The organism is Streptomyces sp. NPDC043896 (assembly GCF_056435605.1).
Map to the genome: position 1 here is coordinate 525034 of NZ_JBWKEE010000001.1, position 20176 is coordinate 545209.

Genomic DNA, 20176 nt, shown 5'->3' on the forward strand with positions numbered 1-20176 from the left:
CAGGGTGCGAGCCGGTACGGAAGGAAAGCTTCCACCGGAGCGGCCGGGGCGTCCGGCACCATGTGCCGAATGAGCGAAGAGCTGCCCGCCTACGCGGAGCGGGTACTGGAGGTGGCCGAGCGGATTCCGCCCGGCCGGGTGATGACCTACGGCGACGTCGCCGAGTGGCTCGGCGAGGGCGGCCCGCGCCAAGTCGGGCGTGTCATGGCCCTGTACGGCGGAGCCGTCCCCTGGTGGCGCGTGGTGCGGGCGGACGGCGTACCCCTGCCCGGCAGCGAGCGGCGCGCCCTGGAGCACTACCGCACCGAGGGCACCCCGCTGCGCGAGACCCCCTCCGGCGAGCCCCGCCTGGCCATGCGGCGGGCGCGCTGGGACGGGCGCGACGGCGGGGACGGGGGCGACGAGGCTCACACCTGACAGCTTCCGGCATACGAGACGCCGGTGGCGGGTCGAAGGCCCGTACGGAGGACGACGCCGACGGCCTCCCGGACGACGCCCCGCCCCGGCGGGACGGACTGCGGGGGCCGGCGCGGTTGGCGTAGCGTTGCCTCTTCGGCGTACGCGGCCGAGGTCCCCCCGACCGCCGCGGCCGTCGGCCAGACCGCAGCACCGCCCGCAGACCCACCAGGACCGGCACCCCACGTGATCACCTCTTCTCCCGGCCGCTCGGAGCGGCGTACGCGGACCCCTGACGCGTACCGCCTGGTGCGGACCGGGTCTCGGCAGGTGGCCGTCCCTGTGCTGGACGCAGCGCAGCGCGCGGTGGTTGATCACACCCGGGGACCGCTGCTGGTCCTCGCCGGACCGGGCACCGGCAAGACCACGACCCTCGTCGAGGCGGCCGCCGCCCGGGTCGAGGCCGGCACCGACCCCGCGCGGATCCTGATCCTGACCTTCGGCCGGAAGGCGGCCGTGGAACTGCGCGACCGCGCCGCGCTGCGGCTCGGCGGCGCCCGCGCCCCGCAGGCCACCACCTTCCACTCCTTCTGCTACGGCCTGGTCCGCGCCCACCAGGACCACGAGCTCTTCGCCGACCCGCTGCGGCTGCTGTCCGGCCCCGAGCAGGACGTGATGGTCCGCACCCTGCTGGAGGGCCAGCGGCGGCTGCGGTCGATCCGCTGGCCGGACGACCTGCGGGCCGCGCTGACCACGCGCGGCTTCGCGGACGAGGTCCGCGCCGTCCTGGCCCGCGCCCGCGAGCTGGGCCTGGGACCGCGGGCCCTCGCGGACTTCGCCGACCGCATCGGCCGCCCCGACTGGAAGGCGGCCGCCGCCTTCCTCTCCGAGTACCTCGACGTCCTCGACCTCCAGGGCTCCCTGGACTACGCCGAACTCCTGCACCGGGCCGTCCTGCTGGCGGAGACCACGCCGTCCCTCGCCTCCGCGTACGACGTGATCTACGTGGACGAGTACCAGGACACCGACGCCTCCCAGCTGCGGCTGCTGCGCGCGCTGAACGGGCCGGCCGGGACGCTGGTCGCCTTCGGCGACCCCGACCAGTCGATCTACGCGTTCCGCGGCGCCGACATCAACAACGTCCTCGACTTCGAGTCGGCCTTCCCCGGCGCGCGGGTCCGGGCACTGACGGTCGGCCGCCGCTCGGGCTCGGCCCTGCTGGCCGCCACCCGCCTCCTCACCACCCGCATGCCGGTCCCGCGCCTTCCCGCCGCCGCCGTCCGCGCGCACCGGTCGCTGGAACCGGCGCGGGAGGGCGGCAGCGTGGAGGTGTACACGTACCCCACCGCCGGCGCCGAGCTCGACAACATCGCCGACATCCTGCGCCGGGCCCACCTGGAGGACGGCGTGCCGTGGCGGGACATGGCCGTCCTGGTCCGCGCGGGCGGGCGCACCCTCCCGGCGATGCGCCGCGCCCTGATCGCGGCGGGCGTCCCGGCGGAAACGGACGCGGGGTCCGCCCCCCTCCGCCACGAGCCGGCGGTCGCCCCCCTCCTGACGGCCCTCCGCCTCACGGCGTCCGCCGCCGCCCGGCCGGGCACGGACCCGGACGCGGACGCGGCCGGTTCCGCCGGCGCGGGCCTGCCCGGTCCCGGCGCCGCCGCCGAGGAGCGCGAGCCCGCTCGCGACCTCGGGGCGGACGGGCCGGACGGGCCGGACGGGCCGGACGGGCCGGAGCCTCGTCCGGACGCGGACGCGGACGCCGACGCCGGCGCGCGGGGCGGCACCGCCCCCGAGGACGCCGCGGCCGCCGACGCCGACGGGTGGGTCGGGGTCGAGGACGCCGTCGTGCTGCTCACCTCGCCGCTCGGCGGAATGGACGCCGCCGACCTGCGCCGGCTCGGGCGGGCGCTGCGCGACGAGGAGCGGGCCGCCGGGGTCGCCGTACCCGCCCCCTCCGACGTCCTGCTGGCCCGCGCCCTCGCCGAGCCCGAACGGCTCACCGCGCACGACCCCGCGCACGCCCGCGGCGCCCAGCGCCTCGGCCTGCTCCTGCGCAAGACCCGCGAGCTCCTCCAGGGCGGCGGCACCGCCGAAGAGGCCCTCTGGACCCTCTGGGACGGCACCCCCTGGCCGCAGCGCCTCGAACGGCAGGCCCGCCGCGGCGGCACCTCCGGCCGCAACGCCGACCGGGACCTCGACGCCGTCTGCGCCCTCTTCGACAACGCCGCCCGCGCGGAGGAACGCACCGGCGGCCGCGGCGCGCTCAACTTCCTCGAACAGCTGGAGGCCGAGGACATCGCGGCCGACACCCTCACCGGCCGCGCCGTACGCCCCGACGCCGTACGGCTCATGACCGCGCACCGCTCCAAGGGCCTGGAGTGGGGCCTCGTCGTCGTCGCCGGGGTCCAGGAAGGGCTCTGGCCCGACCTGCGCCGCCGCGGCTCCCTCCTCGAAGCCGACCGCATCGGCCGGGACGGCCTCGCCGAACCCCTCACCCCCGGCGCCCTCCTCGCCGAGGAGCGGCGGCTGTTCTACGTCGCCGCGACCCGCGCCCGCCACCGCCTCGTCGTCACCGCCGTCAAGGCCCCCGCCGAGGACGGCGACCAGCCCTCGCGCTTCCTCACCGAACTCGGCGTCACCCCCAAGGACGTCACCGGCCGCCCCCGCCGCCCCCTCGCCGTCCCCGCCCTCGTCGCCGAACTCCGCGCCACCACCGTCGACCCCGACGCCTCGCCCGCCCTGCGCGACGCCGCCGCCCGCCGCCTCGCCCGGCTCGCCGCGCTCACCGACGACGAGGACCGGCCGCTGGTCCCCGCCGCCCACCCGCAGCGCTGGTGGGGCCTGTACGAGCCCACCGCCTCCACCGTGCCCCTGCGCGACCGGGACCGCCCCGTCACCCTCTCCGGCAGCGCACTGGACCAGCTCGCCAACACCTGCTCCCTCCAGTGGTTCCTGGGCCGCGAGGTCAAGGCCGACACCCCCTCCAGCGCCGCCCAGGGCTTCGGCAACGTCGTCCACGTCCTCGCCGACGAGGTCGCCTCCGGCCGCACCCCCGCCGACCTCGCCGTCCTCATGGAACGCCTCGACTCCGTCTGGGACGCCCTCGCCTTCGACGCCCCCTGGAAGTCCCGCCAGGAGAAGGACAATGCCCGCGCCGCCCTCGAACGCTTCCTGCGCTGGCACACCACCGACCGCGGCGGCCGGTCCGCCGTCGCCACCGAGCACGACTTCGACGTCACCCTCGACGCGGGCGAGTACGCCGTACGCATCCGCGGCTCCATGGACCGGGTCGAGGCCGACCCGCAGGGCCGCGCGTACGTCGTCGACTTCAAGACCGGCAAGGGCGCGCCCACCAAGGACGAGGTCGCCCGTCACCCCCAGCTCGCCGTCTACCAGCTCGCCGTCCGCGAGGGCGCCGTCGACGAGGTCTTCGACGGCCGCCGCCCCGAGCCGGGCGGCGCCGAACTCGTCCAGCTCCGCCAGGGCGCCGCGAAGCGCGACGGCGGCGACGAGGTCCCGAAGATCCAGGCGCAGGAACCCCTCTCCGGCGGCGGCTCCGGCGCATGGGTCGGCGACCTGCTGGCCACCGCCGCGGGCCGGGTGCTGGACGAACGCTTCGCCCCCGCCACCGGCGAACACTGCACCCGCTGCACCTTCCGCAGCGCGTGCAGCGCCCTGCCCGAGGGCCGCCAGACCGTGGAATGAGACGCGGGCCGGGAGTGTCCGTGGCGGCGGCTAGCCTTTTGAGGTGACCGCGTACGCGTCCGGGCGCGCCCCCGTCCTCGACGATCCCGAGCAGCTCAAGGAGCTCCTCGGGATCCCGTTCACGCCCGAACAGCTCGCCTGCGTCACCGCCCCCGCCGCCCCCCAGGTCATCGTCGCGGGCGCCGGCTCCGGCAAGACCACCGTCATGGCCGCCCGCGTCGTCTGGCTGGTCGGCACGGGCACGGTCGCCCCCGAACAGGTCCTCGGCCTGACCTTCACCAACAAGGCCGCCGGGGAGCTCGCCGAGCGCGTCCGCAAGGCCCTCGCCCGCGCCGGGATCACCGACCCGGACCCTTCCCCCGCCGACGTCGAGGCCGGCACCGCGGGCGGCGAACCCCGCATCTCCACCTACCACGCCTTCGCCGGGCAGCTCCTCAAGGACCACGGCCTGCGCATCGGCCTGGAGCCCAGCGCCCGCCTCCTCGCCGACGCCACCCGCTTCCAGCTCGCCGCGAAGGTGCTCCGCGAGGCCCCCGGCCCGTACCCCTCCCTCACCAAGTCCGTCCCCGACCTGGTCAGCGACCTCCTCGCGCTCGACGGGGAACTCTCCGAGCACCTCGTCGAGCCCGACGCGCTGCGCGCCCACGACACCGCCCTGCTCGACGAGCTCGCCGGCGCCAGACTCACCAACGACGACCTGCGCAAGGTCCCCGAGGCGGTACGCGGCCGCCTGGAGCTGCTGGAACTGGTCTCCCGCTACCGCGTCGCCAAGCGCTCCCGCGACCTCTTCGACTTCGGCGACCAGATCGCCCTCTCCGCCCGGCTCGCCACCACCCGCCCGGAAGTCGGTGCCCTGCTCCGCGAGGAGTTCCGGGTGGTCCTCCTCGACGAGTACCAGGACACCTCCGTCGCCCAGCGGCTGCTGCTGTCCGGGCTCTTCGGCGGCGGCACCGGGCACGCCGTGACCGCCGTCGGCGACCCCTGCCAGGCCATCTACGGCTGGCGCGGCGCTTCCGTCGCCAACCTCGACGACTTCCCCGAGCACTTCCCGCACGCCGACGGCCGCCCCGCCACCCGCCTCTCGCTCAGCGAGAACCGCCGCAGCGGCGGCCGCCTCCTCGACCTCGCCAACGGCCTCGCCGCCCCGCTGCGCGCCATGCACGAGGGCGTCGAGGCGCTGCGCCCCGCGCCCGGCGCCGAGCGCGACGGCGTGGTCCGCTGCGCCCTGCTGAACACCCACGCCGAGGAGCTGGAGTGGCTCGGCGACTCCGTCGCCCACCTGGTGCGCACCGGCACGGAGCCCGGGGAGATCGCGGTCCTGTGCCGCTCGGCCGCCGACTTCGCCCGCATCCAGGCCGTCCTCGTCGCCCGGGACGTCCCCGTCGAGGTCGTGGGCCTGTCCGGCCTCCTCCACCTCCCCGAGGTCGCCGACCTCGTCTCCGTCTGCGAGGTGCTCCAGGACCCCGGCGCCAACGCCGCCCTGGTCCGCCTCCTCATCGGCCCCCGCTGGCGGATCGGCGCCCGCGACCTGGCGCTCCTCGGGCGCCGGGCCCGGCAGCTGGTGGCCCGCCCCGGCGCCGCCCCCGGGCCCGACGGCCGGCTCGCGGCGGCGGTCGAGGGCGTCGACCCGGCCGAGGTCGTGTCCCTGGCCGACGCCCTGGAGACCTTCCTGGACGGCGCGGCCGACGACGGCCTGCCGTTCTCGGCGGCCGCCCGGGTCCGCTTCGCGCACCTCGCCCAGGAGCTCCGCGACCTGCGCCGCTCGCTGGCGGACCCCCTCATGGACGTCCTGCACCGGGTCCTCGCCACCACCGGCCTGGACGTGGAGCTCTCCGCCTCCCCGCACGCCCTGGCGGCCCGCCGGCGCGAGACCCTGTCCAGCTTCATGGACGTCGCCGCGGGCTTCGCCGCCCTGGACGGGGAAGCGACCCTGCCGGCGTTCCTGGGCTTCCTGCGCACCGCCGCCCAGTACGAGAAGGGCCTCGACCACGCCCTCCCCGGCGGGGAGAACACGGTGAAGGTCCTCACGGCCCACAAGTCCAAGGGCCTGGAGTGGGACGTGGTGGTCGTCCCCGACCTCTGCGCGGGCTCCTTCCCGAAGGAGAAGGCCCCCGAGGCCTGGACCGCGTACCCGAAGGTGCTCCCGTACGCCCTGCGCGGCGACGCCCCGACGCTGCCGGGGGACCCGGAGTGGACCTCGGCGGGCCTGAAGTCCTTCAAGGCGTCCCTGAAGACCCACAAGCAGACCGAAGAGCTCCGACTCGGCTACGTGACGTTCACCCGGCCCCGCTCCCTCCTGCTGGCCTCCGGCCACTGGTGGGGCCCCACCCAGAAGCGCCGCCGCGGACCCTCGGCGTTCCTCCAGGCCCTCTACGCCCACTGCGAGGCCGGGTTCGGCGAGATCGAGGCCTGGGCGGACGAACCGGAACCCGACGCCGAGAACCCGGCCCTGGCCGGCGATGCCGCCCCGGACCACTCCTGGCCCCTGCCCCTGGACCCGGCCTCCCTGACCCTGCGCCGCCGGGCGGCGGCCCTGGTGGAAGCCCACCTGGCCACGCCCGCGCCGCCGCCGTCCCCGTCCGAGGACCCCTACCTCTGGCCCCCCGACTGCGAGGACCCGTCGTACGAGGACGAACCCCTGCCTCCCGCGGACGACGCGTGGGCGGGCGAAGCCCTGCCCGCGCGGCCCGGCGCGGGTCCCCGGGCGGGGGCCCCGGCCGCCGTGCCCGCGGTGTCCCCCGACGGGGACGGCCCGTGGGCGGGCGAAGCCGTGCCCGCCGACCCGTGGGGCGGAGCCCCGTCCCCCGCGGAGCCGCTGTCCGGCACCGCGGGGGAGAGCACCCTCCGGCCCGGGTCCGCCCGCTCCGCCGAGGACGACCTCTGGGCGGGAGAGGCCGCACGTCCCGCCCCCGGCGGCGCCACGGCCGCCGATGTGGATGACCTCTGGGCGGGGGAAGCCGGGCTGTCCGCAGCCGGGGGCGCCACGGCCGGAGGCATGCGGGCCGGCGGGCCGGAGCCGGACGGCCTCTGGGCCGGCGAAGCCGCCGTACCCGGGGCCCGGGGCCCGCACGCCGTCCCGGAGGGCCCGGCGCGGAGCGGCGCCGGCGACCTCACCCCCGAGGAGGCCCGCGCGGTGGCCTCGTGGGACCGGGACCTCGACGCCCTCGAGGGCGAGCTCCGCCGCTCGCGCGCAGCCGTGCGGGACGTCGAGTTGCCCTCCGCCCTGTCCGCGAGCCAGCTCCTGCGCCTCGCCGCCGACGAGCAGGGCTTCGTACGCGAGCTCGCCCGCCCCATGCCCAAGCCCCCGCAGCCCGCCGCGCGCCAGGGCACCCGTTTCCACGCCTGGGTCGAGTCCCGCTTCGACGAGCTGCCCCTGCCGCTGCTCGACGACCTCCTCGACCCCGCCGCCGACCTCCCCGGCTCCGACCAGGAGGTCGCCGACGAGGCGGACCTCGCCGCCCTCAAGGCCGCCTTCGAGCGCAGCGAGTACGCCGAGCGCGTCCCGTACCGGATGGAGGCCCCGGTCCAGCTCACCCTCGCCGGCCGGGTGATCCGCGGCCGGATCGACGCCGTGTACCGCGGCCCGGACGGCTCGTACGAGGTCGTCGACTGGAAGACCGGCCGTACCACCCAGGCCGATCCCCTCCAGCTCGCCGTGTACCGACTGGCCTGGGCCGAAGCCACCGGCACCCCCCTCGACCGGGTCTCCGCCGCCTTCCTGCACGTGCGCAGCGGCCGCGTGATCCGGCCCCGTGACCTGCCCGGACGCGAGCGTCTTGAGCAGATCCTCCAAGGCAAAACGGGCACGGACGGCACCCCCCGGGCGGACGGCTAGGCTCGTGGCCATGAGCGAAACCCCGGACAACGTCGTCCGCACGTACATCGGCACCCACCGCGAGGCCTTCCTCGACGACCTCGCCGAGTGGCTGCGCATCCCCTCCGTCTCGGCCCAGCCCGAGCACGCGGACGACGTACGCCGCAGCGCCGACTGGCTCGCCGCGAAGCTCAAGGAGACCGGCTTCCCGGTGACCGAGGTCTGGGAGACCGCCGACGGCAGCGGCGCGCCCGCCGTGTTCGCGCACTGGCCGGCCGCGGACCCGGCCGCCCCCACCGTCCTCGTGTACGGGCACCACGACGTCCAGCCCGCCGCCCTCGCCGACGGCTGGCACACCGAGCCCTTCGAGCCGGTCGTCAAGGACGGCCGCATGTACGCGCGCGGCGCCGCCGACGACAAGGGCCAGGTCTTCTTCCACACCCTCGGCGTCCGCGCCCACCTCGCCGCGACCGGCGCCGAGGCCCCCGCCGTGCACCTCAAGCTGCTCGTCGAGGGCGAGGAGGAGTCCGGCTCCCCGAACTTCCGCTGCCTCGTCGAGGAGCGCGCCGCCGAGCTCGCCGCCGACGTCGTGATCGTCTCCGACACCGGCATGTGGTCCGAGACCACCCCCACCGTCTGCACCGGCATGCGCGGCGTCGCCGACTGCGAGATCGACTTCCAGGGCCCCGACCAGGACATCCACTCGGGCGCCTTCGGCGGGGCCGTGCCCAACCCGGCGACCGTCGCCGCCCGCGTCGTCGCGGCCCTGCACGACGAGGACGGCCGCGTCACCATCCCCGGCTTCTACGACGGCCTCGCCGAGCTGACCGAGGCCGAGCGCCGGCTGATCGCCGAGCTGCCCTTCGACGAGGCCGAGTGGCTCCGTACGGCCAAGTCCCACGCGGCCGCCGGCGAGGCGGGCTACTCCACCCTGGAGCGCGTCTGGGCCCGCCCCACCGCCGAGGTCAACGGCATCGGCGGCGGCTACCAGGGCCCCGGCGGCAAGACCATCGTGCCCGCCTCCGCCCACCTGAAGCTGTCGTTCCGCCTGGTCTCGGGGCAGGACCCGTACGAGGTCGAGGCCGCCGTCCGGGAGTGGGTCGCGGCCCGCGTCCCCGCCGGGATCCGGCACCGCATCGTCTTCGGTGCCCCCACCCGGCCCTGCCTGACCCCGCTGGACCACCCGGCGCTGCAGTCCGTGGTCCGCGCCATGGGCCGCGCCTTCGGGCAGCGGGTCCGCTTCACCCGCGAGGGCGGCTCGGGCCCGGCGGCCGACCTCCAGGACGTGCTGGGCGCACCGGTCCTGTTCCTGGGGATCTCCGTCCCCTCCGACGGCTGGCACTCGCCGAACGAGAAGGTCGAGCTCGACCTCCTCCTCAAGGGCGTGGAGACCGCCGCCTACCTGTGGGGCGACCTCGCCGAGAACTGGTCGCCCGCCGCCACCGCCTGAAGCACGTCCCGTACGCCTGCCTTGTCCCACCACCGGGGGAGTTGGAAGTACCAGTGAGCACCCACACCGAGCGTCCTCTGTCGCTCACCGCGCCCAGCGGGATCGACCGCGCCGCGCACCACCGCCTCGACGAGGCGTGGCTCGCCGCCGCCTGGAGCCACCCGACGACCCGTGTCTTCGTCGTCTCCGGCGGCCAGGTGCTGATCGACGACACCCCCGACGGCGGGACGGGCATCGTGATGACCCCGGCCTTCGAGGCCCCGGTCACCGAGACCCACCGGTACTTCCTGGGCACGGACGAGGACGGCGTACGGTACTTCGCGCTGCAGAAGGACTCCCTGCCGGGCCGCATGGACCAGTCGGCCCGTCCGGCCGGGCTCCGCGAGGCCGGGCTGCTGCTGAACCCGCGCGACGCCGGGCTGATGGTGCACGCGGTGGCGCTGGAGAACTGGCAGCGCATGCACCGCTTCTGCTCCCGCTGCGGCGAGCGCACCGTCGTCGCCGCGGCCGGCCACATCCGCCGCTGCCCGGGCTGCGGCGCCGAGCACTACCCGCGCACCGACCCGGCGGTGATCATGCTGGTCACCGACGAGTACGACCGGGCGCTGCTGGGCCGCCAGGTGCACTGGCCCGAGGGCCGCTTCTCCACGCTGGCGGGGTTCGTGGAGCCGGGCGAGTCGATAGAGCAGTCCGTGGTCCGCGAGGTGTGGGAGGAGGCGGGGGTGCGCATCGGCGAGGTCGAGTACGTCGCCAGCCAGCCCTGGCCGTTCCCGTACAGCCTGATGCTCGGCTTCAACGCGCGCGCGGTCAGCTCGGAGATCACGGTCGACGGGGAGGAGATCCAGGAGGCCCGCTGGTTCTCCCGCGAGGACTACCGCGCCGCGATCGAGGCCGGTGAGGTCCTGCCCCCGTCGGGCATCTCCATCGCGGCCCGTCTGGTCGAGCTCTGGTACGGGCAGCCGCTGCCGAAGGGGCCGTCGGCCGTCTGAGCCCCGGTGTCCCCGCGGGCCGCCTCCCCGCGGACCGCCCCCGGACGCGGAACGGCCCCCGCCGCGGCGGGGGCCGTTCCGGAAGCGCGCGTCCGGAAGGTCAGACGGCGAGGGCCTGCTTGACCTGGGCCAGGCTCGGGTTCGTCATCACCGACTCGCTGCCGGCGGCGGACTTCACGAGCACGGTCGGAACCGTCTGGTTGCCGTTGTTGGCCTTCTCCACGAACGCCGCGGACTCCGGGTCGAGCTCGATGTTGATCTCGTTGTACGCGATGCCTTCCCGGTCCAGCTGGGTCTTCAGCCGCCGGCAGTAGCCGCACCAGGTGGTGCTGTACATCGTGACGGTGCCGGTGTCCTGCATGCTCGCTCCTCTGTGAGGTCTCGGTGGATCGCGGTACCGGTTGATCCGAGGAGTCGAACGTCCCGTCCCGCCGCACCATTCCCGCCGGGGCGTCCGGTGTGACCGATCCGACTGCCGGCCGGCCCGCTCCCCGGGCACGCCCGGCCGGCCCTTGCGGCACCGGCTGATCCGCCCGTCCGCCCGGTACGACGGACACCGCGGGCCTGTGGACGGGTTTCCCGTCCGGCCCACCGGACCTGGCAGCATGGCGGGGTGACAGCAGCAACGCACTCCTCATCCGTACCGGCCGGCGGCGGCGCGCCCGACGTCGACGCCGACGCCGTGCTCCAGGGCCTCGACCCTGAGCAGCGCGAGGTCGCCACGACCCTGCGCGGCCCGGTGTGCGTGCTGGCGGGCGCCGGTACCGGCAAGACCCGCGCGATCACCCACCGCATCGCCTACGGCGTCCGCTCCGGCCAGCTGATGCCGGCCAGTGTGCTGGCCGTCACCTTCACCAACCGCGCCGCCGGGGAGATGCGCGGCCGGCTGCGCGCCCTGGGCGCGGGCGGGGTCCAGGCCCGTACCTTCCACTCCGCCGCCCTGCGCCAGCTCCAGTACTTCTGGCCCCGGGCGGTCGGCGGCGAGGTGCCCCGGCTCCTGGAGCGAAAGGTCCAGTTCGTGGCCGAGGCCGGGTCGCGGTGCCGCGTCCGCCTCGACCGCAACGAGCTGCGCGACGTCACGGGCGAGATCGAATGGGCCAAGGTCACCCAGACCGTGCCCGCCGACTACCCGGCGGCCGCCGTCAAGGCGGGCCGCGAAGCCCCCCGCGACATGGCGGAGATCGCCCAGATCTACGGCACGTACGAGCAGCTCAAGCGCGACCGGGGCATGATCGACTTCGAGGACGTGCTGCTCCTCACCGTCGGCATCCTCCAGGACCGGCACGACATCGCCGAGCAGATCCGCGCCCAGTACCAGCACTTCGTGGTGGACGAGTACCAGGACGTCAGCCCGCTCCAGCAGCGCCTGCTGGAGCTGTGGCTCGGCGACCGCGACAGCCTCTGCGTCGTCGGCGACGCCAGCCAGACGATCTACTCCTTCACCGGTGCCACCCCCGACCACCTGCTGAACTTCCGCACCCGCTACCCGCAGGCCACCGTGGTCAAGCTGGTCCGCGACTACCGCTCCACCCCCCAGGTGGTCCACCTCGCCAACGGCCTGCTGAACCAGGCCCGCGGCCGGGCCGCCGAACACCGCCTGGAGCTGGTCTCCCAGCGCGAGCCCGGCCCCGACCCGGTCTACGCCGAGTACCCCGACGAACCCGCCGAGGCCGAGGGCGTGGCCCGCCGCGTCCGCGACCTGATCGCGGCCGGAGTCCCGGCCGGCGAGATCGCCGTCCTCTACCGCATCAACGCCCAGTCGGAGGTCTACGAGCAGGCCCTCGCCGACGCCGGGGTGCCCTACCAGCTGCGCGGGGCGGAGCGCTTCTTCGAGCGCGCGGAGGTGCAGAAGGCGGTCCTCGCGCTGCGCGGAGCCGCCCGCTCCGCGGGCAACGACCCGCTGCTCGACGACGTCGTCGAGCTGGGCGCCCAGGTCCGGGCCGTGCTCAGCTCCACCGGCTGGACGGCCGAGCCGCCCGCCGGCTCCGGCGCCGTGCGCGACCAGTGGGAATCCCTGGCCGCCCTGGTCCGCCTCGCCGAGGACTTCGCCCGCGCCCGGCCGGGCGCGGGGCTGGCCGAGCTCACCGTCGAACTGGACGAGCGCAAGGCCGCCCAGCACGCGCCGACCGTCCAGGGCGTCACCCTCGCCTCCCTGCACGCCGCGAAGGGCCTGGAGTGGGACGCGGTGTTCCTCGTGGGCCTCACCGACGGCATGATGCCGATCACCTACGCCAAGACCGACGACCAGGTCGAGGAGGAGCGCCGGCTGCTGTACGTCGGCGTCACCCGCGCACGGCTGCACCTGACCCTCTCCTGGGCCCTCTCCCGGGCTCCGGGCGGCCGGGCCTCCCGTCGCCCCAGCCGCTTCCTGAACGGCCTGCGGCCGGGCTCGGCGACCCCCGGCGCCAGGCCGGGCGCCCCGGCCGAGGGCGGGCCCCGCAAGCGCGGCCGCCGCGGGCCGGTGCTGTGCCGGGTCTGCGGCCGGACCCTGACCGAGGCCGGCGACATCAAGCTGATGCGCTGCGGGGACTGCCCGTCGGACATGGACGAGGGGCTCTACGAGCGGCTGCGTGACTGGCGGGCCGGTCAGGCGAAGCTCCAGGGACTCCCCGCATACTGTGTTTTCACGGACAAAACGCTCATGGCGATCGCGGAGGCCGCGCCCTCCGAGCCCGGGGAGCTCTCGATGATCTCCGGAGTGGGCGGCCGCAAGCTCGACCGGTACGGAGCCGACGTCCTGGCCATCTGTACTGGTCAGGAGACTGACGGTGAGGATCCTGACGACGCGTAGAAACTCGTCGGAAAAATAGTTTGCACATGCCCGGCGAAGCCCCATAGGTTCTTAGCAACGGAAACGGTGGCTTCTCCGAAGCTCCGGATCCGTGCTGTACTTATCCGAATACATGGGACAGGCCCCCGGGCCGAGTCCCCGAGACGCCGAGAGGAGGCGAGACCAGTGACCAGCTTCATGACCTTCACCAAAATGACCGATCGCTCGGTCGACGCTTCCTGCCTGCTCGGTTCCGTCTCCCTCCTGGGCACCGGTCTGTCCGCGATTTCCGCCGACAAGCCCGCCCTGCTGGCGACCCTTCCGGTCAGCGAGCGCAATGAGCGACCGACCAAGGCACTGGTGGCAGTAGCGGAAGCCCGGCAGGCGCATGGCGCCTATGGCTTCGCGGCCGCCGCCGGTGCCGGATCCAAGACGCAGCAGACGACGCAGCACCACCTGATGTGGGCCTTCCGCGGGCTCGAACCCTGGAGTGATCCAGCCTGATCGCATGATCAGGCCGGCGCCTTCAGGGCCGCGGAACCCCACCCGGGATCCGCGGCCCTTCTGTTTGTCCCCGAACGGGGATGACGGAGCGAAGGGGCCTCGGGACTGGCAAGACCAGGTACCACAGCCGCCACCCGGCCGACCGGCCGGAACGACTAGCCGAACAAGACGAGGAAGAAAACACCGTGCAACTCGAAGCGCACGCCCCGTCCGTACCGCAGACCCAAACGATCTCCCCGCCCGCAGTCCCGGAGGACCCCGCCTTGACCCCCCTCACCGCGCTCACCGCGCTCGACGACGCCATCGAGAACCTCGGCGTCCCCGTACCGTGCCGCACCTTCGACCCCGAGGTCTTCTTCGCCGAGTCCCCGGCGGACGTCGAGTACGCGAAGTCCCTCTGCGGCACCTGCCCGCTGGTCGAGGCCTGCCTCGCCGGCGCCAAGGAGCGCCGCGAGCCCTGGGGCGTCTGGGGCGGAGAGCTCTTCGTCCAGGGCGTGGTCGTGGCCCGCAAGCGGCCCCGTGGCCGTCCGCGCAAGAACCCGGTTGCAGCGGCATGACCGCCATCGGAACCATCGACCGCCCCCTGACGCACGACCCCTTGAAGCAGGCCCCCATGTCCCCCCACGCCACCACGAGCGAGCAGCCGCACGGCTCCGCCACCGCAGACTTCATCACCGCAGGCGCGATCACCTCGCGTCAGAACAGGACCCGCGAAATGCAACTCATTCCAGAAGCCCTGGCCCGTGCCCATATGGACGACCGCATGCGCGAGGTGGACGCCGAGCGTCACGCCCTGCGCCTGGTCGCCGCGCGGCGCATGCAGCGAAGGGCCGAGCGCGTCTCCATGCGCGCCCGGCGCGCGCTCGCCATGGCCGTCATGCACTGAGGGCCACGAGACGGGCCCGACAGGGCCCGGACACGGCTCGAAGACGCCTCGAAGGCGACGTGAGAACGGCTTGAACGCCGCCGGATCCGGCCGAACCCGGCCGGCGACGGCAGCACCGGGGGGACCGGTCCGAACGGACCGGTCCCCCCGGTGCGTTGCACGGCCCGGCACGGCCCGGCGGGGATATCGTCTGGTGGTGGACCAGCCGACCCCCCACCCCACCCCGCCGGGGCCCGAGGACCAGCCCGTCGTCTGCGCGCGCTGCGGTGCCCGCTCCCCGGAAGGCGCCCCGCCGCCGCCCACCTGGACCTGCTCGGTGGAGAACGGGACCAGACAGTACTTCTGCGTCGACTGCGCGCGCGCCAACCTCCGGGCGATCGAGGGCAGGCTCGACTCCGCCTGGTGGTGACCCGCCCAGGGCCGCCGCCGAGCCCCGGTCCGGTCAGTCCTCGGGGAGGAACCCCGGCAGCCAGGACTCCAGTTCGTCGCGCAGCCGCACCGTCGCGCCCAGCTGGCACAGGACGCCGATGGTGCTCAGCGTCACCCGGTGGATCAGCAGGTAGGACGGCGGCAGGTTGATCTGCCGCCCCAACTGGTGCGCGGGGGAGCGGGGATCGGCGATCCGCGCCGCCTGTCCGCGCAGCCACGGCCGGGTGAAGGTGAACTCGTCGGCCTCGGCGGGCTCGATGATCGGCTTGAGGTAGTCGAGCACCGCGTCCGGGTCGAGTTCGACGCTCTCCCTCACGAACCCCTCCTCGCACAGGTGCCCATAGACCCCTTCGGCGTCCCCGTCGAGGGTCATCCGCAGCGACCGGCCTATGGGCTTGGGCCAGCCGCCCGGCAGCCGGTCCACCGTGCCGAAGTCGAGCACGCCCAGCCGCATCCGGCCGTCCGCCCCCGTCACGAGCCGGAAGTTCCCTGGGTGCGGATCGGCGTGCAGCAGCCCGGTGCGCGCGGGCCCGGAGAAGAGGAACCGGGCCAGCAACTGCCCGGCGCGGTCGCGCTCCTCCTGCGTGCCGTCGGTGATCACCTCCGAGAGCGGGGTTCCCTCCAGCCACTCGGTCACCAGCACCTGGTCGCCCTGGTGCACCACGTCCGGGACCAGTACGTCCCCGTCGGTGTCGAAGGCGTCGGCGTGGGTGCGCTGCGCCTCGGCCTCCAGCTCGTAGTCCAGCTCCTCGGCGACGCGGTCCCGCAACTCGGTGATGAGCGGCTTGAGGTCCATGCCCGGCACCAGCGGACCCAGCAGCCCGGCGAACCGGCCCAGCTGCTTGAGGTCCGACAGCAGCGCCTCCCCGGCCCCCGGGTACTGGACCTTGACCGCCACCTGCCGCCCGTCGTGCCACACCGCCCGGTGCACCTGCCCGATCGAGGCCGCCGCGGCCGGCTTGTCCTCGAACTCCTCGAACAGCTCCCGCCAGTCCTCGCCGAGCCGCTCCGCCAGCACCTCGTGCACCCGCGCCGCGGGCAGCGGCGGGGCCGCCTCCTGGAGCTTGGTCAGCGCGGCCCGGTAGGGTCCGGCGACCTCCTCGGGGAGCGCCGACTCGAAGACCGACAGGGCCTGCCCGAACTTCATCGCGCCCCCCTTCAGCTCCCCGAGGGTGCGGAACAGCTGCTCGGCGGTGCGCTGCTGGAGCTCGCGGGCCACGATCTCGGCCGACTTGCCGCCGATCCGCTTGCCCAGCCCCCATGTGGCCCGGCCCGCGATGCCCAGTGGGAGCGCGGCCAGCTTGACGGTGCGCGTGACCGCCTTCCGGGGAAGATCAGACATGAGCCCCTCCAGTTTCCGGACTGCTGTGCCGCAAGCGGCGGTTCGAGGCGCGACTCGGCCCCCGTCGCATCCTGCCATGACCCCCCAGGCCCCCGGACCGGGGCACCCGCCCGGGATCCGCCCGGAGTCCGGCGGCTCACGACCGCACCGCCCCGGACGCCGCCGCCCCGGACGCCGCCGCCACCCCCGACCCCGCCGCCACGGCCCCCGGGACCGGTGCGGCCGGCGGGACCGCCGCCGCGCAGGGGCAGTCCGGGTGCGGCCGTACCGCGGAGTGCTCCCAGTGCAGCCCGGGCAGGGCCACCTCCCACCGGGTCCCCGTGGACGCGGGCAACTGCCCGTCGAGGAAGGCCAGGGCGTGCGCCGCCGCCAGGCCGGCCACCGCCGTCGACAGCCCCAGGTCACAGGCCGCCGTCCCGCGACGGCGGTGCGCCGAGCGCCACTGGACCAGCATCCGGGGCCAGGCCGGGTCCCGGTCGACGCGGTCGCGCTCCATGCACCCCGCGCAGGCCGTGGACCCCGGCAGCACCAGCGGCCCGACCAGCCCCGTCCCCTCCAGCACCCCCGCGTACAGGTGCGGGGTGCCCGTCGCCACCCAGTCCGCGGCCGTCGCCGGATCGGGCGCCCACGCCTGGAGGCCGTCCCGGGGCGCGACCACCACCAGCGCGAGCTCCGGCCCCGGCCCCCCGGGGTCGCCCGCGCCCGGAGCCCGCGCCGGGGCCGCACCCCGCACCAGAGCCCCCGCCGCCTCCGCCCGCGGCCGGCCCACGCTCCCCGGATCCAGCCCGCCCGGCGCCACGTCGCCCGGCTCCACCCGGCCCCCGTCGAGCACCTCGACCCGGCCCACCCCGGCCCCCGCCAGTACGGCGGCGATCACCGCCCCCACCCGGCCGCTCCCGCGCACCCGGACCCGTAACCCCCTGCGCGCCGCGACCCCCCTCAGGTCCCCGCCCGGCTCCCGGTGCACCAGCGACAGCGAGCCCAGATCGGGCCCCAGCCGCTCCAGCGCCTCGGGACTGCGCCGCACGGCCTGCGCCCGCGGACCCCCGGCGGTGTGGTCGTCGAGCAGCCCGGCCCCCGCGAGGTGCCGGACCAGCCCGTCCACCTGCCCCTCCGGCAGCCCCATCCCGGCCCCCTCGGCCCGCAGCCGCACCATGCTCCGCGTCCCGTCGATCCGGTCGACGAGCGAGCCGGTCGCCGTGTCCAGAGGTCCGAGTACCACCGCGTGGGCGGGCGTCACCCCGAACTGGACCGTCTGCAGATCCCGCCACGCCCGCGCCAGCGCCGGCTTCACCTTCGGATACATCACGGCCTCCCCGTTCGCCGATTTCCCCTGTCGTCCCTGCTTCTCCGCCACGATGCCCCGCCGCGGGACCGCGTGCGGGAATTCATCCACAGGCAAGGGGTGTAAGGCATATGAGATGAGGAAAGGGGGCGCCCGGGGCGCCGCCCGCGAACGGATCGTGCCCGAACCTCGGACGTACGGGATTTCCCCGACGGTGACCGGGTACCGTCGAGGCGTGCCAGCCGACCCGCCACAGCGCGCCGTCGAAGTCCGCCGGAGCGCGCGCCGCCGCAGGACCGTGTCCGCCTACCGCGAGGGCGAGCGGACGGTCGTCCTGATCCCTGCCCGGATGTCGGAGGCGGAGGAGCGGCGCTGGGTGGGCGTCATGCTCGACAAGCTCGCCGCCCAGGAGAGCAAGCGCACCCTCGGCGACGCGGAACTGATCGCGCGCGCCGAGCGTCTGTCCGAGCAGTACTACAGCGGTCGCGCGCGGCCCCGTTCGGTCCGCTGGGTCACCAACCAGAACACCCGCTGGGGCTCCTGCACCCCCGCCGAGGGCAGCATCCGGCTGTCCCACCGGATCCAGGGGATGCCGGAGTACGTCGTCGACTACGTGCTGCTGCACGAGCTGGCGCACCTCCTGGTGCCCGGTCACGGCCCCCGCTTCTGGGAGCTTCTGGAGGCCTACCCGAAGACCGAAAGGGCCCGCGGATTCCTCGAAGGAGTGGCCGCGGCGGAGCGCATGCCCCGTATTCCGGCCGCCCGGGAGGAATGATCTTCCGGCGCGGAAGGCGGTGTGCACAGGGTCGCCACCGGCTTGGCCGGATGTCGCCGGGAGCCGTTAGCCTGAGCGGCAAACATCGAGCAGTCGAAGTCGGGATGGGGGACGGTCGGACACATGGCCAGGGAATTCCAACGCGGCCACAAGGCCAAGATCAGTGATCTCACGGCGGGTACCGATCTGTACGTGGGCGTCCAGATCGCCGGGCCCGGACTCGCCTTCGACATCAGCTGCTTCGGTCTCGACGCGGACGAGCGGCTCTCGGACGACCGCTACTTCGTCTTCTACAACCAGCCGAAGTCGCCCGAGGAGTCGATCCAGCAGCTCGGCCCGCAGGCCGGGGACACCGAGTCCTTCCGGGTGACCCTCGACCGCGTGCCCGCTTCCATCCACAAGCTGTCCTTCAGCGCCACCCTCGACGGCGCCGGACAGATGTCGCAGATCGGCCCCGGCTACATCCGGATCGTCGCCGGCGGCGAGGAAGTCGTCCGGTACTCCTTCACCGGCTCGGAGTTCAGCACCGAGCGCGCCCTGATGATCGGCGACTTCTACCGCAAGGACGTCTGGCGCTTCGCCGCCGTCGGCCAGGGCTTCGACGGCGGACTCGCCGCGCTGCTCCAGAACTTCGGCGGCGAGGTCGCCGAGGAAGAGGAGCCCCAGCAGCAGGCCCCCGCCCAGCCGCAGGCCGCCGCGCCCGGGTTCGCCCCGCCGGCCCAGGCCGCCGCCCCGCAGGCCGCCGCCCCGGCGCCCTCCTTCGGCGCCCCGGTCCAGCAGCCGGCCGCCCCGGCGCCCGCCCCCGCGCCGTACGCCCCGCCGCAGCAGCAGCCCCCGGCGCAGCAGCCCCCGGCCGCCGCGCCCGTGCACTCGGCGCCGACCATGGTCGCCCCGCTCGGCGCGCCCGCGCCCGCCGCCCCGTACGGTCAGCCGCCCCAGCCGCCGCAGCAGCCCGGCCCGCCCCCGTATGGCCAGCAGCCCTCGTACGGCGGCCAGGTCCCGCCCCCGGCCCCCGCGCCCTACGGCCAGCAGCCGCAGCCCTCGTACGGCCAGATCCCGGGCCAGCAGCCGGGCGGCGCCCCGCAGCCCCCCTACGGCCAGCAGCAGCCCCCGTACGGGCAGCAGCCCCCGTACGGCCAGGCCCCGCAGGCCGCCGCGCCCGGCGCCGGCCTCGCCGCCGCCCTCCAGCCGTACAAGGAAGCCCCGACCGGCGCCCGCTGGACCCCGCAGAACCAGCAGCTCATGCGGGTCGACCTCGCGATGGGCGGCCAGGCCGTCCTCGCCCGCCAGGGCAGCATGGTCCTGTACCAGGGCAAGGTCGACTTCAGCTACAAGGGCGCGGGCTTCGCCGGCCGCATCGTCGGCAACGCCACCGGCCAGGAGATGCAGCTGATGCGCTGCACCGGCCGCGGTCAGGTCTTCCTCGCGGAGAACGGCGCCCACCTGCACGCCATCGAGCTCCAGGGCGACGGCATCTGCGTCTCCGCCGAAAGCGTCCTCGCCTTCGACGAGACCCTCCAGCACGAGGTCCGCCGCATCGAAGGCCACGGCATTCCCGGCGGAGCCCTGTTCACGATGCTCTTCCAGGGCACCGGCACGGTCATCGTGAAGACGCACGGCGTGCCCGTCGTCCTGCCCGTGACCCCCACCACCTTCGCGGACAGCAACGCCATCGTCGCCTGGTCGGCCGCCTCCCAGGTGATCATTTCCAGCCAGGTCCGGCTGCGCCGCAACGCCTACCCGGGCCACAGCGGGGAGACCGTGAACCTCCAGTTCCGCGGCGCCCCCGGCAACTTCATCGTCGTCCAGCCGTACGAGGTCTGAGGGA

Annotated in this window: 15 protein-coding genes; 12 read left to right on the forward strand and 3 right to left on the reverse strand. The window is 74.9% G+C overall.

The window, feature by feature from the left end; genetic code table 11:
* Nucleotides 1–69: 69 nt before the first annotated feature.
* From AC069X_RS02485 to nudC, 5 genes are all read left to right on the forward strand, one after another.
* The gene (locus tag AC069X_RS02485; protein WP_478724238.1) at nucleotides 70–417 is read left to right on the forward strand and encodes an MGMT family protein; all 348 of its coding nucleotides are present in this window, start codon (nucleotides 70–72) and stop codon (nucleotides 415–417) included.
* 225 nt (nucleotides 418–642) lie between these two features.
* Entirely contained in the window at nucleotides 643–4104 is a 3462-nt protein-coding gene (locus AC069X_RS02490; RefSeq protein WP_478724240.1) for an ATP-dependent helicase, read from the forward strand.
* Between the two features lie 43 nt (nucleotides 4105–4147).
* The gene (locus tag AC069X_RS02495; protein WP_478724242.1) at nucleotides 4148–7939 is read left to right on the forward strand and encodes a UvrD-helicase domain-containing protein; all 3792 of its coding nucleotides are present in this window, start codon (nucleotides 4148–4150) and stop codon (nucleotides 7937–7939) included.
* A gap of 10 nt (nucleotides 7940–7949) precedes the next feature.
* The gene (locus AC069X_RS02500; protein WP_478724244.1) at nucleotides 7950–9368 is read left to right on the forward strand and encodes a dipeptidase; all 1419 of its coding nucleotides are present in this window, start codon (nucleotides 7950–7952) and stop codon (nucleotides 9366–9368) included.
* 41 nt (nucleotides 9369–9409) lie between these two features.
* Nucleotides 9410–10357, forward strand: a complete 948-nt coding sequence (gene nudC, locus AC069X_RS02505; RefSeq protein WP_478724246.1) for an NAD(+) diphosphatase — start codon at nucleotides 9410–9412, stop codon at nucleotides 10355–10357.
* Nucleotides 10358–10457: 100 nt separating this feature from the next.
* Here nudC and AC069X_RS02510 read toward each other — a convergent pair whose 3' ends face one another.
* Nucleotides 10458–10718, reverse strand: coding sequence for a mycoredoxin (locus AC069X_RS02510; protein ID WP_007266404.1), 261 nt, complete (start codon nucleotides 10716–10718; stop codon nucleotides 10458–10460).
* 252 nt (nucleotides 10719–10970) lie between these two features.
* On the opposite strand from AC069X_RS02510, the gene AC069X_RS02515 reads away from it, so the two are divergent.
* From AC069X_RS02515 to AC069X_RS02535, 5 genes are all read left to right on the forward strand, one after another.
* Nucleotides 10971–13148, forward strand: coding sequence for an ATP-dependent DNA helicase UvrD2 (locus AC069X_RS02515; protein WP_478724248.1), 2178 nt, complete (start codon nucleotides 10971–10973; stop codon nucleotides 13146–13148).
* A 177-nt stretch (nucleotides 13149–13325) separates the two neighbouring features.
* Complete coding sequence (locus AC069X_RS02520) at nucleotides 13326–13631, forward strand: hypothetical protein (RefSeq protein ID WP_478724354.1); 306 nt, start codon at nucleotides 13326–13328, stop codon at nucleotides 13629–13631.
* 185 nt (nucleotides 13632–13816) lie between these two features.
* A complete protein-coding gene (locus AC069X_RS02525; protein WP_351879426.1) occupies nucleotides 13817–14188 on the forward strand; it encodes a WhiB family transcriptional regulator in 372 nt (123 codons plus the stop codon).
* Nucleotides 14185–14517: a hypothetical protein gene (locus tag AC069X_RS02530; protein WP_007266408.1), complete on the forward strand. Its 333-nt coding sequence runs from the start codon at nucleotides 14185–14187 to the stop codon at nucleotides 14515–14517. Before AC069X_RS02525 ends, AC069X_RS02530 begins: the two co-directional genes overlap by 4 nt.
* Before the next feature lie 196 nt (nucleotides 14518–14713).
* Nucleotides 14714–14926, forward strand: a complete 213-nt coding sequence (locus AC069X_RS02535; RefSeq protein WP_478724250.1) for a hypothetical protein — start codon at nucleotides 14714–14716, stop codon at nucleotides 14924–14926.
* A 33-nt stretch (nucleotides 14927–14959) separates the two neighbouring features.
* Here AC069X_RS02535 and AC069X_RS02540 read toward each other — a convergent pair whose 3' ends face one another.
* Together AC069X_RS02540 and AC069X_RS02545 are read right to left on the reverse strand one after the other, a co-directional pair.
* Nucleotides 14960–16288 carry an ABC1 kinase family protein gene (locus tag AC069X_RS02540; protein WP_478724252.1) on the reverse strand — a complete coding sequence of 443 codons (1329 nt, stop codon included), beginning with the start codon at nucleotides 16286–16288 and terminating at the stop codon, nucleotides 14960–14962.
* A gap of 136 nt (nucleotides 16289–16424) precedes the next feature.
* The gene (locus AC069X_RS02545) at nucleotides 16425–17594 is read right to left on the reverse strand and encodes a ThiF family adenylyltransferase (RefSeq protein WP_478724254.1); all 1170 of its coding nucleotides are present in this window, start codon (nucleotides 17592–17594) and stop codon (nucleotides 16425–16427) included.
* A 214-nt stretch (nucleotides 17595–17808) separates the two neighbouring features.
* On the opposite strand from AC069X_RS02545, the gene AC069X_RS02550 reads away from it, so the two are divergent.
* Together AC069X_RS02550 and AC069X_RS02555 are read left to right on the forward strand one after the other, a co-directional pair.
* Complete coding sequence (locus tag AC069X_RS02550) at nucleotides 17809–18348, forward strand: M48 metallopeptidase family protein (RefSeq protein WP_478724256.1); 540 nt, start codon at nucleotides 17809–17811, stop codon at nucleotides 18346–18348.
* A gap of 123 nt (nucleotides 18349–18471) precedes the next feature.
* Nucleotides 18472–20172 (forward strand): TerD family protein, encoded by a 1701-nt coding sequence (locus AC069X_RS02555; protein ID WP_478724257.1) that lies wholly within the window; start codon nucleotides 18472–18474, stop codon nucleotides 20170–20172.
* The last annotated feature ends 4 nt before the right edge of the window (nucleotides 20173–20176 follow it).

Coding starts and splice junctions, on each gene's coding strand:
- AC069X_RS02530 (WP_007266408.1), top strand. CDS start 14,185: ATGACCGCCATCGGAACCATCGACCGCCCCCTGACGCACGACCCCTTG.
- AC069X_RS02510 (WP_007266404.1), bottom strand. CDS start 10,718: ATGCAGGACACCGGCACCGTCACGATGTACAGCACCACCTGGTGCGGC.
- AC069X_RS02520 (WP_478724354.1), top strand. CDS start 13,326: ATGACCTTCACCAAAATGACCGATCGCTCGGTCGACGCTTCCTGCCTG.
- AC069X_RS02485 (WP_478724238.1), top strand. CDS start 70: ATGAGCGAAGAGCTGCCCGCCTACGCGGAGCGGGTACTGGAGGTGGCC.
- AC069X_RS02545 (WP_478724254.1), bottom strand. CDS start 17,594: ATGTATCCGAAGGTGAAGCCGGCGCTGGCGCGGGCGTGGCGGGATCTG.
- AC069X_RS02555 (WP_478724257.1), top strand. CDS start 18,472: ATGGCCAGGGAATTCCAACGCGGCCACAAGGCCAAGATCAGTGATCTC.
- AC069X_RS02540 (WP_478724252.1), bottom strand. CDS start 16,288: ATGTCTGATCTTCCCCGGAAGGCGGTCACGCGCACCGTCAAGCTGGCC.
- AC069X_RS02500 (WP_478724244.1), top strand. CDS start 7,950: ATGAGCGAAACCCCGGACAACGTCGTCCGCACGTACATCGGCACCCAC.